Source organism: Nonomuraea sp. NPDC052116 (genome assembly GCF_040680035.1).
Lineage (GTDB): Bacteria > Actinomycetota > Actinomycetes > Streptosporangiales > Streptosporangiaceae > Nonomuraea > Nonomuraea angiospora_A.
The window spans coordinates 63708-78110 of record NZ_JBFAWA010000034.1; the positions used below are offsets into that span (position 1 = coordinate 63708).

Sequence of the window (14403 nt, forward strand, 5' to 3'; positions counted from 1 at the left end):
CCGTTCCTAGGCAATATCGCCGGCGCTGGCCGGATCGCCATGACCTGGACCCGATCCAGGTCCTGGTGCACCCCGAACGGTCTTGGGTGCGGGGGGCTGCGCGAGTTGGCCGCCTGGGCCCCGGCAGGTCTTGCCGCCCTCGTGGGACGTGCCTACGGTCCTGGGCGGGCGCGTGGCCCCTTGCACTTTCGGAAGCGATACGGCCTGGCCGGTAGCTCTCCGCACCGCCATCCTCTGGTGGCGGACGGTCACACCTGGCCGACGCCGTATCGCATGCCCGAAAGCGCGTCGTGCGATCGCCACCGCAGCTGCATGATGCCGGGTGGCAGTGCTCTGCTTGGCCTGCTGTTGCAGGGGGCGGTGCCAGTGCTGGCCACCCCACTTGGAGGTGTAGGCCGGGTCGACGGCGATCACGACCAGGCCGCGGTGGCACGCCATGCCACGCAGCCGCTCGCGAAAGCGGGCGGTGGGGATGCCGGCAACGGTGCGGCGGAAGGCCTTGCCCCGGCGGCCGCGCCCCAAGCTCTCCCGGCCGATGTTGCGGGCGTCATCGAAGCCCAGGTTCTCGATCGCGATCCCGGCACAACCGTGCTGGCGGGCAATCCGGATCAGGTCACTGATCGCCTGCCGCAGGCGGCCATCGCGCTGGGCGGCGGGGCCGGCCAGCGCGGTGGGGATGGTGATGGGCTCGCCGATCGGATTGCCGCAGGCGTCGATGACGCAGGCTGCGAGGTGGTCGGCGTTGAGGTCCACTCCCAGCAAACGGGCGCCGGAGGCGGCCAGTTGCTTCGTGGATGGCAGAGTGGGGGTCTCGGCGGACCAGGAAGCGTCCAGATACCACCGATCCCGCGCCGGGTCTTGAGCGATGTCATAGCGCACCGCCCGATGGGCCTGGACACGGTCCAGCCACTGCTCGCGGCGGTGGTGGAAGCGCACGCTCCCGGCCAGCCGGTAGCGGCCCCGGGGGGCGTTGGCCAGGTGCCGCAGCGGCTCCGGCAGCACGATCGTCACCGAGCCGTCGCCGGGGTCGACGGTGATGGTGTAGTTGCCGAACGGCGCTCCGGTCTCTCCATCGGCAGTCAGAAACAGCCGCCGCGCCTCCCACCTCCGACGCCACTGCTGCTCAGTGAGCTCGGCGTCGGCCAGGTGATGCCGAGCCTTGACCAGCCGTCGGCCGCCGACCACGATCGCCGGGCGGCCTTGCTTGATGCGGTACTCTACGCGTGCCAACCGGCCAGTGAGCACCTGCAGCCGGCGCTGCTTGTGCCACCGCTCCTCCTGATCGGCGTACCCACGTACTCGCCCCTGACGCTGCCCGCACCCCACAGCCAGCCGCCTGCGGATCGCGGCGATGGCATGGCGCAGGACTGCTCGCTGGTCGCGCAGGGACCGCAGCGAGAGCCGGTACTGATCCTCCGATGCGCGGGTCATCGCCCCGGCCCACCGCGACGACGCCACAGCGGTGAGCCTCTTCTTCCGCTCCGCGCGCCGGTTATGCGCGGCTGTGACGTCACCGATGCGGATGCGCTCAGCCAGATCAGCACGAGCATGGCCGCCAAGATGACCGCCTACGGCGGTAAGCACCTCGATATCGCCGGCCGACAGCCGCAGGCGATCCCGAATCCGCGCCCCCGCAGGGCCGGCCACGGTGAATGGCGCCGCGATCGGCCGCAGCCCCTTCCCTGCCCTCACACTCCCGCCCACCCCGTCACCCTTTCGCGGAGTTGCCCGCCGCACTGGAGCACTCAAGATCAGCGCGTCCGGACCAGCAGCGAGCCGGTACGTACAGGGCTTGCCTCTCGCCAGATCATCGCTCTGAGTGATCGATAGGCTACCGAAATTCGCCGCTGTCGGGTAGAACATATGAGCGATACCTGGAGTGCCAGCCACTCGCGACCCCGCCTCGGCGAGGCCGCCTTTGCCTGCGGCAAGCGTGGCCGCCGAGCAGGATGATCAGCAGCCGACATGTTCGGATGCTAGCGCGGCGGCCACCGGCTCAACGCCGCTGCCGCAGCCATGGCGCCGGGCGCAATCCTGCTGTCGATATCAGGAGGGCGGCGCCCAAAGAGACCGGATTTCGATGACCGCCGCAGGGGCTTCCAACCCATGACGTCTCATCGGACCACCACATCGTTGACGCAGCGCAGCACCGGCACGCGGACGAGGGCCTGCTCGTCCAGGCCCGCCGTGTTGATCAGGAACTCGGCCCGCTCGCCCGGCAGCAGCGTGACGAGCTGGTCGTCGGCCTCGGCGGCCGGGTCCAGCCGGTCGGGGAAGACGGCCAGGTCGCGCAGGAGCGTGCGCGCGGTGACCGTCAGCCGGAGCCCGCCGGGAACGGCCTCGGCCGCGGTGTCGTAACGCGGCTCGGGCAGGCGCAGGTCCCGGTCGGGCGCGAAGAACCACAGCGCCCGCGCCACCGCCGGCTCGCCACCGCCCGGCGCGGCGAAGGCGGCGATCGGCCCGCCCGCCCGGTCGTCCGGCTCGGTGAGCGCGGCGGTGATCAGCTCGCTCGCCGGGTCGCCCGGCTCGGCGACGGGCGCGGCCAGCGGCAGGGTGACGACCGCCCGGGGCGGCACGTCCAGCGCGAGGTCCTGCGCCGCGAGCACGCTGCCGTCGAAGCCGTGCCGTACGGCCCGCGCCGACGCCCGCCACGGCCGCGCGCTGTCGTTGACGGCGACCAGCGCCATCCCGCCGTCGCGCGGCTGCACCGTCAGCAGCCGATCGGCGTACGCCCTGCGCAGCGCGTGGAACAGCGGTTTCCTCCGCCCGTCCCCGTCCACGGCCGACCACGACGTGACCGGCCAGCAGTCGTTGAGCTGCCACACCACGCTGCCCGCGCAGTGCGGCCACAGGGCCCTGAAGTGCTCCACCCCGAGCTGGATGGCACGCGCCTGGTTGACCTGGGTGAGGTAGTGCCAGTCGTCGAAGGTCCCGGGGACCGGGAAGTGCGGCTTGAGCCCGGCGGCCAGCTTGAGGTTGCCGTCGACGGCCTTCTGGTGGTGCAGCAGGCCCCGGGAGTCGGGCAGCAGCGGCTCGTCGCTGATCGCCCGGCGGATCGTGGCGTACGCGGCGGGCCCCTGGAACCCGAACTCGGCGGCCATGCGGGGCCGGTAGTCGCGGTAGACGGTGTAGTCGCGTTCGTTCCACACGTCCCAGATGTGCATGGTGCCGCGGGCCGGGTCATTGGGCGGCAGGTCCATGGAGCCCGAGTAGGGGCTGCCCGGCCAGTACGGGCGGGTCGGGTCCAGCTCGGCCACGACGCGCGGCAGCGTCTCCAGGTAGAAGCCGCCTCCCCAGCTGCGTCCCTGGAGCGGCTCCTGCCAGCCCCAGTCGGCGTAGCCCTCGATGTTCTCGTTGTTGCCGCACCACAGGACCAGGCTCGGGTGCGCGCTCAGCCTGGCCACCTGCTCGCGCGCCTCCGCCTCCACCTCGGCCCCGATCGGGTCCTCCTCGGGGTAGGCGGCGCAGGCGAACGGGAAGTCCTGCCAGACCATCAGCCCGAGCCGGTCGCACAGGTCGTAGAAGTCCTCGCTCTCGTACAGGCCGCCGCCCCACACGCGGACGAGGTTGACGTTCGTCTCGCAGGCCTGGGCGAGCCGGGCGGCGTAGCGGTCGCGGCCCACCCTGGTGGGGAAGCAGTCGTCGGGGATCCAGTTGACCCCTCTGACGAACACCTCGACCCCGTTGACGGCCAGGGTGAACGCGCCGTCCTCGGTACGCAGGCGCACCTCGCGCAGCCCGATCTCGCGGCGCCACACGTCCTCGCCGGCCGTCACCTCGAGCTCGTGGAGCGGCTGCTCGCCGTACCCGCGCGGCCACCACAGCTCCGGGTCGGGCACCTGCAGCGTGAGCACGGCCTCGTCGCCGTCCTCGGGGATCACGGCGCGGGCCGTCACCCCCTTGATCGCCGCGCTCACCTCGGCGGCGCCCGTCTTCTCCACCCGGACGTGCACGTCCACCCTGGCCGTCCCGTCCTCGACGGTCACCAGCGGCCGGACCTCCGCGATCCTGGCCCCGCTCCACTCGTGCAGCCCGATCGGCCGCCAGATGCCCGCCGTGATCAGCGTCGGGCCCCAGTCCCAGCCGAAGTTGCAGGCCATCTTCCTGATGAAGTTGTAGGGCTGGGTGTAGGCGCCCGGCCGGTGGCCGAGCTCCTCCCGCAGCCGCTCGGCGTATTCGAGCGCCGACCCGAACGTGACCGTCAGCCGGTTGCTCCCGGTCCGCAGCGCGTGGCGGACGTCGAACCGGTATGAGCGGTGCATGTTCGCGGACTCGCCCACCCGCACGCCGTTGAGCTCGACGGCCGCCACGGTGTCGAGCCCCTGGCACACGAGGTCGACGTGCTCGTGCCCGGTGCCGTCCCACGAGAACTCCGTCTCGTAACGCCACTCGGTGCGCCCGATCCAGGCCAGGTGGGTCTCGTTGTCGTCGAGGTAGGGATCGGGGATCAGCCCCGCGGCGAGCAGGTCGGTGTGCACGCAACCTGGGACGGTGGCCGGGGCCCGCACGTCGCCGCTCGCGGAGCGGACGGTCCAGGCTTCATGAAGGGGGCGGAACGGGCTCATCAACCCTCCGGGCTCGAGCAGCGGGAATTGCAATCGCATCACTAAACCCGTTTAGTTTCAATGTTTCCGACCATTAACTGAACGGGTTCACGTACGGGCGCGGTGCTGCCTCTGCCGACCATGCGCGGGTTGGCCTGCCGCGCGTCGGCCACCTCGCGGCCCTGGACCAGATCGAGCAGGGCGCGGGCGGCGTGGGCGCCGCAGGCGGCGATGTCCCTGCTGACCGCCGTCAGGTGCGGCCGGGCCAGCAGGCACAGGGCGGAGTCGTCCCAGGCCACGACGGACAGCTCGCCGGGCACCGAGATCCCGGCCTCGCGGGCGGCGGCGGTGCCCGCGACCGCCATCACGTCGTTGTCGTACACGATGGCGGTGGGCCGGTCCGGCCCGCGCAGGAGGTCGAGCGTGGCGCGCTCGCCGCTCTCGCCGCTGTAGTCGGCGTACACGGTGACGCTCTCGACGCCCAGCCGGGCGGCGGTGGCCCGCATGGCGGCGGTCCTGACGCCGGTGTGCATGAGCTCCTCGGGGCCCGCGACCCTGGCGATCCTGCGGTGCCCCAGCCCGGCCAGGTGCTCGATCACGGCGGCGAGCGCGCCGCCGTCGTCGATCCACACGGCGGGCAGCCGCCCGGTCCCGCCGGGGCCGCCGATGACGACGGCGGGCAGCCGCAGCTCCTCCAGCACGGCGATCCTGGCGTCCGCGACCCGCAGGTCCACGACGAACACCCCGGCGACCCGGTGCTGCGCCCACCATTTGCGGTAGATCGAGATCTCGGCCTCGTGGTCCTCGGTCATCTGCAGCAGCAGCCCCACGGACGCGGCCGACAGCGTGGCCTCGATGCCGGAGATCAGCTGCATGAAGAACGGCTCCAGCCCCAGCGTGCGCGCCGGGCGGTCCACGACCAGGCCCAGCACGTCGGGCCGGCCGTCGAACAGGGCCCGCGCCAGGCTGTTGGGCTGCCAGCCCAGCTCGGCGGCGATGGCCTGGATGCGGCGGCGCGTCTCGCTGGAGACGCCGGGACGGCCGTTCAGCGCGAACGACACGGCCCCTTTCGAGACGCCGGCCCTGCGCGCGATGTCGTCGATCGTGGGTCGCTTCATCGGCCGCCCCTTGGATTTACCGGTTCATATATGTCGCCAAGCGCGACTCTACGGCAAATGACACCGCCCGCCGTACCCCTTGCGGGGTCCGGCGGGCGGGTGGGAGATGAAGCTGCGGGTCAGCGCTCGAAGCGACGGCCCGAGTTGCGGCTGTAGCCGCCGCCGTTGCCGCGCTCGTCCGAACGGCCGCCGCCCGAGCGGTAACCGTCGCGCGGGCCGCGCTCGTCCGAACGGCCACCACCGGAGCGGTAACCGTCGCGCGGGCCGCGCTCGTCGGAGCGGGGGCCACGATCGCGGTCGGCCGAGAACGGGCGGCTGCGGTCGGAGGCGTAGCGTCCGCCGCGGTCGTCCGAACGGTAGCCGCCGCCACCGCGCTGGCCGCGGTCGTCCTGGCGGAACGGCCGGTCGTCCGAGCGGTAGCCGCCGCGCGGCCCGCTGTCACGGCGCCGGTCGTCCCCGAAGGTGCGCGGCTCCTGCGAGCGCCCGAAGGGCCGCTCACCCTCGGCGTGCGGCCGGGAACGACGGTCCTCGCCGGAGCTGAAGGGCCGCTCGCCGTCCTGGTGACGGCGCGGGCGACGGTCCTCACCGGAGTTGAAGGAACGCTCGCCGTCCTGGTGACGGCGCGGACGACGGTCCTCGCCCGACCCGAACGAACGCTCGCCGTCCTCGTGACGCCGGGGGCGGCGGTCGCCGTCGAAGTCGCGGCGGGGGCGGCGGCCGTTGCGGCGCTCGCCCTGACCGCCGCCACCCTCACGGCGGGGGCGCAGGGGCTTGCGCACGTCCGGCTCCCAGACCGGGATGGCCTCGCCGCTCGGCGTGCGGGCGCCGGTCACCTCGGCCACCCGCGGGTGGCCGGGCGTGGCCTTCAGGCGGAACGGGTGGATGCCGGCCCGCCGGGTGAGCGCGTCGGTGGAGCGGCGCTCGCTGGGCAGCACCAGCGTGACCACGGTGCCCTTCTCGCCGGCGCGGGCGGTGCGGCCGCCCCGGTGCAGGTAGCTCTTGTGGTCCTGGGGCGGGTCCACGTGCAGCACCAGGCTGATGTTGTCGACGTGGATGCCGCGCGCCGCGACGTCGGTGCAGACGAGCACGTTGATGGCGCCCTCGCGGAACTCGGCGAGGATGCGGGTGCGCTGGTTCTGGCGCTTGCCGCCGTGCAGGCCGCCCGACTTGACGCCGACCCTGGCCAGCTGCTTGCAGAGCCGGTCGACGCCGTGCTGGGTGCGGACGAAGATGATCGTACGGCCCTCACGGTTGGCGATCTCGGCGATGACGTCGAACTTCTCGTCGCGCGTGACCTGCATCACGTGGTGCTCCATGGTGTCGACCGGCGAGGTCGCGGGGGCCACGGAGTGGGTGATCGGGTTCTTGAGGAAGCGCTGCACCAGCTTGTCGACGTCGCCGTCGAGCGTGGCGGAGAACAGCAGCCGCTGCCCGTCGGCCGGGGTCTGCGCGAGCAGGTCGGTGACGACGGGGAAGAAGCCGAGGTCGCACATGTGGTCGGCCTCGTCCAGGACGCTGACCTCGACGTCGGCGAGCGAGCACTCACCCTGCCGGATGAGGTCGCCGAGCCGGCCGGGCGTGGCGATGACGATGTCGACGCCGCGCCGCAGCGCCTCGATCTGCTTGCCCATGGACATGCCGCCCACGACGACCTTCATGCGCAGGCCCAGGCCGCGGCCGAGCGGCTCCAGCGCGTCGTGCACCTGGAGCGCGAGCTCACGGGTGGGAACGAGGATCATCGCGCGGGGGTGGCCGGGGGCCGGCCGCACGCCCGCGAGGCGGGCCATGGTGGGCAGTCCGAACGCCAGCGTCTTGCCGGAGCCGGTCTGGCCGCGGCCGAGCACGTCGTTGCCGGCGAGCACGTCGGGAATGGTCGCGCTCTGGATGGGGAACGGGCTGTCGATGCCCTGCTTGGCCAGCCCGGTGATGAGCGGCTTGGGCAGGCCGAGCAGCTCGAACTCCGACGGCCTCGGGTCGGCGTCTCTGCCAGAGGCCGAGGCCGTCTGGCCGGAAGGGGCCGGCGAGTCGGAGCCCGCCGCACCGGCGGTCTCGTCGAACGCGGGCATGACAGCGTCAAGCATGGTCACGAAAGTCGTGCCTTTCAGTCGAAGTGGCACGTCACTTCTGCGAAAGGACGAGCCGGGACGTGCGGCGCACGCCGCACAGGGGTTCTGGTCACCCGCCGTACGGGCGGGTCAAATCATTTAAGGGGGGAACACACCGGGCACCGGCCGCAGGCGATGCAGACGCGCGATGAGACGTCAGGTGCGTTTGGTACCAACGCCGGGATGCTATCTGAAATTCCCCGGACGGGCCCGGACCTTCCGCAACCCTCTATGGCACGCTGAAACGGCTGACGAGTCAACATCAGCCGTTTCAACAGAAAAGATCAGACATTGAATCCTAGCATACGGAGCTGATCGCGCCCCTCATCGGTGATCTTGTCCGGGCCCCACGGCGGCAGCCAGACCCAGTTGATCTTGACATCGGACACCATGCCGTCGAGCGCCGAGTGGGCCTGGTCCTCGATGACATCGGTCAGCGGGCAGGCCGCGCTGGTCAGCGTCATGTCGATGGTGGCCACGGGCCGCGCACCGTCGGCGGGGTCGAGGTTGAGCCCGTAGATGAGGCCCAGGTCGACCACGTTGATGCCGAGCTCGGGGTCCACGACGTCCTTGAGCGCCTCCATGACCTCTTCGACGGTGGTCTCGCCGTCGAAGTCGGTCGGAGTCTCCACGGGCTTACTCATCGGGCACTCCTCACTACCGCATCCTTGTAGGCCATCCACGAAAGCAGCGCGCATTTGACGCGCGCCGGGAACTTGGCCACGCCCGCGAACGCGACCGCGTCGCCGAGCACCTCTTCGTCCGCCTCGACCTGTCCCCTGCCCTGCATGAGCCTGGTGAACTCGTCGACCACGGAGAGCGTCTCCTCGACCGTCGAGCCGGTGGCGAGCTCGTGCAGCACCGAGGCGGCGGCCTGGCTGATCGAACAGCCCTGTCCGTCGTAGGAGACGTCCAGGACCTTGCCGCCGTCGCCCACCTTCACCCTGAGCGTGATCTCGTCGCCGCACGTGGGGTTCACGTGGTGAACCTCGGCGTCGTACGGCTCACGCAGCCCCCGCCCCTGCGGGTGTTTGTAGTGCTCCAGGATCAGCTCCTGGTACATCGACTCGCCGATCATGGCTATGCGAACACCTTCTGAACGTGATGGAGGCCGCGGACCAGAGCGTCGATCTCGCCCGTGGTGTTGTACAGGTAGAACGACGCCCGCGTGGTCGCCGGTATTCCAAAGCGTAGGTGCAGGGGACGCGCGCAGTGGTGACCGACGCGTACGGCGACGCCGAACTGGTCGTCGAGGATCTGGCCGACGTCGTGCGGGTGGATGCCCGCCAGCGTGAACGACACCGTGCCGCCCCGCTGCTCCAGCGAGTCGGGCCCGATGAGGCGCAGGGTGGGCACCTCGCGCAGAGCGTCGAGCGCGTAGGCCGTCAGCGTGCGCTCGTGGGCCTCGATGGCCTCCATGCCGACCTCGGTGAGGTAGTCGACGGCCGCGCCCAGCCCGATGGCCTCGACGATCGGCGGCGTGCCGGCCTCGAACTTGTGCGGCACCGGCGCGTACGTCGAGTGGTCCATCCAGACCGCCTCGATCATCTCGCCGCCGCCCAGGAACGGGGGCATGGCGTCGAGCAGCTCGGCCTTGCCCCACAGGACGCCGATGCCCGACGGGCCGACCATCTTGTGGCCGGTGAAGGCCACGAAGTCGGCGCCCAGCTCGGTGACGTCGACCGGGTGGTGCGGCACGGACTGCGACGCGTCCAGCATGATCAGCGCGCCGACCTCGTGCGCCCGCCTGGCCACCTCGGCGACCGGGTTGACGGTGCCGAGCACGTTGGACTGGTGGGCGATCGAGACGATCTTCGTCCGCTCGGTGATCACGGACGGGTCGTAGTCGAGCCGTCCCTCGTCGGTGACGCCGAACCACTTCAGCGTCGCGCCGGTGCGCTGCGCGAGCAGCTGCCACGGCACGATGTTGGAGTGGTGCTCCATCTCGGAGATGACGATCTCGTCGCCGGCCCCGAGCGTGAAGCGCGGATCGGTGTTGATGGGGTTGCCGAAGGCGTACGCGACGAGGTTGAGCGCCTCGGAGGCGTTCTTGGTGAAGATCACCTCGTCGCGCGACGGCGCCCCGACGAACGCGGCGACTCTGTCGCGGGCGCCCTCGTAGGCGTCGGTCGATTCGGCGCCGAGCACGTGCATGGCCCGTCCGACGTTGCTGTAGTGCAGCGCGAAGTGGTCACGCATGGTCTCGATGACCTGGTTGGGCTTCTGTGAGGAGTTGCCCGAGTCGAGATAGACGAGCGGGCGCCCGTCGGGCAGCTCGCGGGAGAAGACCGGGAAATCCTTCCTGATCTTCTCCACGTCAAAGCTGATCTGAGTCATGCAGATGCCTTCGTGTACTGCTCGTAGCCCTCGGCCTCGAGCTTCTCGGCCAGCTCGGGGCCGCCCTCCTCGACGATCCGGCCGCCCGCGAAGACGTGGACGAAGTCGGGCTTCACGTAGCGCAGGATGCGGGTGTAGTGCGTGATCAGCAGCACGCCGGTCTCGCCGGAGGCGCGGAAGCGGTTGATGCCCTCCGACACCACGCGCAGCGCGTCGACGTCGAGGCCGGAGTCGGTCTCGTCGAGCACCGCGATCTTCGGCTTGAGCAGCTCGAGCTGGAGGATCTCGTGGCGCTTCTTCTCACCGCCGGAGAAGCCCTCGTTGAGGTTGCGCTGGGCGAAGGCGGCGTCGATGGACAGCGCGTCCATGCCGTTCTTGAGGTCCTTGGCGAACTCGCGCAGCTTCGGCGCCTCGCCGCGGACCGCGGTGACGGCCGAACGCAGGAAGTTCGAGACCGACACGCCGGGGACCTCGACCGGGTACTGCATGGCCAGGAACAGGCCCGCGCGGGCCCGCTCGTCGACCGACAGCTCCAGCAGGTCCACGCCGTCGAGCAGCACCTGGCCGCCGGTGATCGTGTATTTCGGGTGACCGGCGATCGCGTAGGCGAGCGTCGACTTGCCCGAGCCGTTGGGGCCCATGATGGCGTGGGTCTCGCCGGAGTTGACGGTCAGGTTGACGCCGCGCAGGATTTCCTTGTCCTCGACGGCGACGTGGAGGTCGCGGATCTCAAGGGTGGACATTGTTGTTATGACTCCTTCGAGAGCGAGACGAGCACGTCATCGCCGTCGATCTTGACTGTGTAGACGTTCACGGGCTGGGTGGCGGGCGGGCCGGTGGGCTTGCCGGAGCGCACGTCGAAGCACGAGCCGTGCAGCCAGCACTCCAGGGTGCCGTCGTAGACCTCGCCCTCGCTGAGCTTCACCTCGGCGTGGGAGCAGACGTCGCGCAGGGCGAACACCTCGCCGCCCTTGCGCACGAGCGCCACCGGCGTCTCGTCGACCTCCACCCCGATGACTCCCCCGTCGGGGATGTCGTCGAGCTTGCAGACCTTCTCGAACGAACTCATCTCGCGAGCTCCGCCTCCAGCGCGCTCAGCACGCGCTCGCGGATCTCCCCGACCTCGATCTTCTCGACGAGCTGGCCGAGGAAGCCCCTGATGACCAGGCGGCGGGCCTCGTCGTAGGGGATGCCGCGGGCCTGGAGGTAGAAGATGTGCTCGTCGTCGAGCCGGCCGGAGGCGGAGGCGTGCCCCGCCCCGGCGACCTCGCCGGTGAGGATCTCCAGGTTGGGCACCGAGTCGGCGCGGGCGCCGTCGGTCAGGATGAGGTTGCGGTTGAGCTCGTAGGTGTCGGTGCCCTCGGCCTCGACCCTGATGATCACGTCGCCGATCCAGACGGCGTGCGCGTCCTCGCCCTGCAGGGCGCCGCGGTAGTCGACGTTGCTCTTGCAGTTGGGCTGCGAGTGGTCGACCAGCAGGCGGTGCTCCAGGTGCTGCCCGGCGTCCACGAAGTAGACGCCCGACATGTCGGCGTCGCCGCCGGGAGCGGTGTAGGACACGTTGGGCGACAGGCGTACGAGGTCGCCGCCGAGCGTCACCGCGAAGCTGCGGAACGTCGCGTCCTTGGCCAGCTGCGCGTGATGGTGGGAGACGTGGACCGCGTCGTCGTCCCAGTCCTGCAGGCTGACGACCCTGAGCGAGGCCCCGTCGCCGACGACGAACTCGATGTTGTCGGCGTAGACCGCGCTGCCCTTGTGGTCGAGCACGACCACGGCCTCGGCCAGCGGCTCCACCTTGACCACGATGTGGCCGTACGCGGCGCCGTCACCGGAGCCGGTGAGCGTGAGCACGGTCGGCTTGGAGGTGACGGCCTCGCGCGGCACCGTGATGACGGTGGCCTTCTCGAAGCTGTTCCACGCCTGGGCGCTGACCCGGTCGGTGGGCACGAAGGCCTTGCCGACGCGGGCGTCGTCGCGGCCGACCGTCTCGACCGTGACCTCGGGCGCCGCGTCGACGTCCACCCGGACGTGACCGACGGCCTCGGCCTTGCCGCTGTGCAGGCCCTTCAGACGGGAGAGCGGCGTGAAGCGCCACGCCTCCTCGCGCCCGGTCGGGACCTCGAAGTCGCCCAGCTCGTAGGACGCCTTCTCGTGCAAGGTCGACAAGGGCTTCTCGTTCAGGCCCATCAGCCGACGGCTCCTTCCATCTGCAGCTCGATCAGCCGGTTGAGCTCGAGCGCGTATTCCATGGGCAGCTCACGCGCGATCGGCTCCACGAAGCCGCGCACGATCATCGCCATCGCCTCGTCCTCGTCGAGCCCGCGGCTCATGAGGTAGAAGAGCTGGTCCTCGCTGACCTTGGAGACCGTGGCCTCGTGGCCCATCTTGACGTCGTCCTCGCGGACGTCGACGTAGGGATAGGTGTCGGAGCGGCTGATCTGGTCGACCAGCAGGGCGTCGCACTTGACGGTGCTGGCGCTGCCGTGGGCGCCCTCCTCGATCTGCACGAGACCGCGGTAGGAGGTGCGGCCGCCGCCGCGCGCCACCGACTTGGAGATGACGCTGGAGCTGGTGTTGGGCGCCAGGTGCACCATCTTGGAGCCGGCGTCCTGGTGCTGGCCCTCGCCCGCGAACGCGACGCTCAGCGTCTCGCCCTTGGCGTGCTCGCCCATCAGGTAGACGGCCGGGTACTTCATCGTGACCTTGGAGCCGATGTTGCCGTCGATCCACTCCATGGTCGCGCCCTCGTAGGCCACGGCGCGCTTGGTGACCAGGTTGTAGACGTTGTTCGACCAGTTCTGGATGGTCGTGTAACGGCAGCGGGCGTTCTTCTTCACGATGATCTCGACGACCGCGCTGTGCAGCGAGTCGGAGGAGTAGATCGGCGCGGTGCAGCCCTCGACGTAATGGACGTAGCTGTTCTCGTCCACGATGATCAGGGTCCGCTCGAACTGGCCCATGTTCTCGGTGTTGATCCGGAAGTAGGCCTGCAGCGGGATCTCGACCTCGATGTTCGGCGGCACGTAGATGAACGAGCCACCGGACCACACGGCACTGTTGAGGGCGGCGAACTTGTTGTCGCCCACCGGGATGACCGAGCCGAAGTATTCCTGGAAGATCTCCGGGTGCTCCTTCAGGCCCGTGTCGGTGTCGAGGAAGATGACGCCCTTCTCCTCGAGGTCCTCACGGATCTTGTGGTAGACGACCTCGGACTCGTACTGGGCGGCGACACCGGCGATGAGGCGCTGCTTCTCCGCCTCGGGGATGCCGAGCTTGTCGTAGGTGTTCTTGATGTCGGCGGGCAGCTCGTCCCAGGAAGCGGCCTGCTTCTCGGTGGAGCGCACGAAGTACTTGATGTTGTCGAAGTCGATGCCGGTGAGGTCAGAGCCCCAGGTGGGCAGCGGCTTGCGGTCGAACAGGCGGAGGCCCTTCAGGCGAAGGTCGAGCATCCACTCCGGCTCGTTCTTGAGAGCGGAGATGTTGCGGACGACCTCCTCGGACAGGCCGCGCTTGGCCGCCGCCCCGGCGGCATCCGGGTCGGCCCAGCCGAACTTGTAATTCCCGAGGCCTTCCAGCTCCGGGCGGTCGGTGACAGTCACCTTCCGGTCTCCTTGCTCTTGTCTCTATGTGCGGATTCACCCAGCGACTGTGGGCTCACATGTGTCGTGCAGACCCCGTCGCCGTGGGCGATCGTGGCCAGGCGCTGCACCGGGGTGCCGAGCAGCTGCGCGAACGCCTCCGTCTCGGCCTCGCAGAGCTGCGGGAACTCCGCAGCCGCGTGGGCCACCGGGCAGTGGTGCTGGCAGAGCTGGTCGCCGCCCGACTTGGCCTTGCTGGCCGAGGCGGCGTACCCCTCTGCCGACAGCGCCTGCGCCAGCACTTGTACGCGCTGGTCCGCCGGCACCGTCCGCATGACCGGCTCCAGCCGCTTGAGCAGGCTCGAGACCTGCAGGCGGGCGAAGTCGGCCACCGCTTCCTCTCCCATGCGCTCGGCCAGGAAGCGCAGCGCGCTCCCGGCGAGGTCGTCATAGGCGTGCTCGAAAGCACTGCGCCCCGCGTCGGTGATCGCGAACAGCTTGGCGGGGCGTCCGCGCCCGCGCTGCCCGCGCGGCCCGACCGTGCGAGGCTCTATCATTCCGTCAGCCAGCAGCGCGTCCAGGTGTCGGCGGACGGCGGCGGAGGTGAGCCCCAGCCGCTCGCCCAGCGCGGCGGCCGCGACGGGACCATGCTCAAGGATCAGCCGGGCGACGCGGGCACGCGTGCTCCGCTCGCTTCCTGGCTCGATCCCCGGCATGTTTT

12 protein-coding genes are annotated in these 14403 nt (G+C 70.3%); all 12 read right to left on the reverse strand.

Annotated elements, in window-relative coordinates; translation table 11 throughout:
- Nucleotides 1-6: 6 nt before the first annotated feature.
- Complete coding sequence (locus AB0L65_RS46630) at nucleotides 7-1692, reverse strand: IS200/IS605 family accessory protein TnpB-related protein (RefSeq protein WP_364260190.1); 1686 nt, start codon at nucleotides 1690-1692, stop codon at nucleotides 7-9.
- A 422-nt stretch (nucleotides 1693-2114) separates the two neighbouring features.
- Entirely contained in the window at nucleotides 2115-4565 is a 2451-nt protein-coding gene (locus tag AB0L65_RS46635) for a glycoside hydrolase family 2 TIM barrel-domain containing protein (protein WP_364260193.1), read from the reverse strand.
- Between the two features lie 41 nt (nucleotides 4566-4606).
- A complete protein-coding gene (locus tag AB0L65_RS46640; RefSeq protein ID WP_364260196.1) occupies nucleotides 4607-5662 on the reverse strand; it encodes a LacI family DNA-binding transcriptional regulator in 1056 nt (351 codons plus the stop codon).
- Nucleotides 5663-5781: 119 nt separating this feature from the next.
- Nucleotides 5782-7743, reverse strand: a complete 1962-nt coding sequence (locus tag AB0L65_RS46645) for a DEAD/DEAH box helicase (RefSeq protein ID WP_364260199.1) — start codon at nucleotides 7741-7743, stop codon at nucleotides 5782-5784.
- Between the two features lie 308 nt (nucleotides 7744-8051).
- Nucleotides 8052-8411 (reverse strand): metal-sulfur cluster assembly factor, encoded by a 360-nt coding sequence (locus AB0L65_RS46650; protein WP_350740061.1) that lies wholly within the window; start codon nucleotides 8409-8411, stop codon nucleotides 8052-8054.
- Nucleotides 8408-8845, reverse strand: coding sequence for a Fe-S cluster assembly sulfur transfer protein SufU (gene sufU / locus AB0L65_RS46655; RefSeq protein ID WP_350740058.1), 438 nt, complete (start codon nucleotides 8843-8845; stop codon nucleotides 8408-8410). Before sufU ends, AB0L65_RS46650 begins: the two co-directional genes overlap by 4 nt.
- 2 nt (nucleotides 8846-8847) lie before the next feature.
- Nucleotides 8848-10104: a cysteine desulfurase gene (locus AB0L65_RS46660; RefSeq protein ID WP_364260202.1), complete on the reverse strand. Its 1257-nt coding sequence runs from the start codon at nucleotides 10102-10104 to the stop codon at nucleotides 8848-8850.
- Complete coding sequence (gene sufC / locus AB0L65_RS46665) at nucleotides 10101-10847, reverse strand: Fe-S cluster assembly ATPase SufC (RefSeq protein ID WP_363970012.1); 747 nt, start codon at nucleotides 10845-10847, stop codon at nucleotides 10101-10103. Before sufC ends, AB0L65_RS46660 begins: the two co-directional genes overlap by 4 nt.
- A gap of 5 nt (nucleotides 10848-10852) precedes the next feature.
- The gene (locus AB0L65_RS46670; RefSeq protein WP_350740049.1) at nucleotides 10853-11173 is read right to left on the reverse strand and encodes a non-heme iron oxygenase ferredoxin subunit; all 321 of its coding nucleotides are present in this window, start codon (nucleotides 11171-11173) and stop codon (nucleotides 10853-10855) included.
- Complete coding sequence (sufD, locus tag AB0L65_RS46675) at nucleotides 11170-12291, reverse strand: Fe-S cluster assembly protein SufD (RefSeq protein WP_364260205.1); 1122 nt, start codon at nucleotides 12289-12291, stop codon at nucleotides 11170-11172. The genes AB0L65_RS46670 and sufD overlap by 4 nt, the downstream gene beginning before the upstream one ends.
- A complete protein-coding gene (gene sufB, locus AB0L65_RS46680; RefSeq protein ID WP_350740043.1) occupies nucleotides 12291-13703 on the reverse strand; it encodes a Fe-S cluster assembly protein SufB in 1413 nt (470 codons plus the stop codon). Before sufB ends, sufD begins: the two co-directional genes overlap by 1 nt.
- Nucleotides 13700-14398: a helix-turn-helix domain-containing protein gene (locus AB0L65_RS46685; RefSeq protein ID WP_350740121.1), complete on the reverse strand. Its 699-nt coding sequence runs from the start codon at nucleotides 14396-14398 to the stop codon at nucleotides 13700-13702. Before AB0L65_RS46685 ends, sufB begins: the two co-directional genes overlap by 4 nt.
- Nucleotides 14399-14403: the final 5 nt, after the last annotated feature.

Excerpts from the sequence above, each read along its gene's own strand:
- AB0L65_RS46635 (WP_364260193.1), bottom strand. The coding sequence starts at position 4,565 with ATGAGCCCGTTCCGCCCCCTTCATGAAGCCTGGACCGTCCGCTCCGCG.
- AB0L65_RS46640 (WP_364260196.1), bottom strand. The coding sequence starts at position 5,662 with ATGAAGCGACCCACGATCGACGACATCGCGCGCAGGGCCGGCGTCTCG.
- AB0L65_RS46645 (WP_364260199.1), bottom strand. The coding sequence starts at position 7,743 with ATGCTTGACGCTGTCATGCCCGCGTTCGACGAGACCGCCGGTGCGGCG.
- AB0L65_RS46650 (WP_350740061.1), bottom strand. The coding sequence starts at position 8,411 with ATGAGTAAGCCCGTGGAGACTCCGACCGACTTCGACGGCGAGACCACC.
- sufU (WP_350740058.1), bottom strand. The coding sequence starts at position 8,845 with ATGATCGGCGAGTCGATGTACCAGGAGCTGATCCTGGAGCACTACAAA.
- AB0L65_RS46660 (WP_364260202.1), bottom strand. The coding sequence starts at position 10,104 with ATGACTCAGATCAGCTTTGACGTGGAGAAGATCAGGAAGGATTTCCCG.
- sufC (WP_363970012.1), bottom strand. The coding sequence starts at position 10,847 with ATGTCCACCCTTGAGATCCGCGACCTCCACGTCGCCGTCGAGGACAAG.
- AB0L65_RS46670 (WP_350740049.1), bottom strand. The coding sequence starts at position 11,173 with ATGAGTTCGTTCGAGAAGGTCTGCAAGCTCGACGACATCCCCGACGGG.
- sufD (WP_364260205.1), bottom strand. The coding sequence starts at position 12,291 with ATGGGCCTGAACGAGAAGCCCTTGTCGACCTTGCACGAGAAGGCGTCC.
- AB0L65_RS46685 (WP_350740121.1), bottom strand. The coding sequence starts at position 14,398 with ATGCCGGGGATCGAGCCAGGAAGCGAGCGGAGCACGCGTGCCCGCGTC.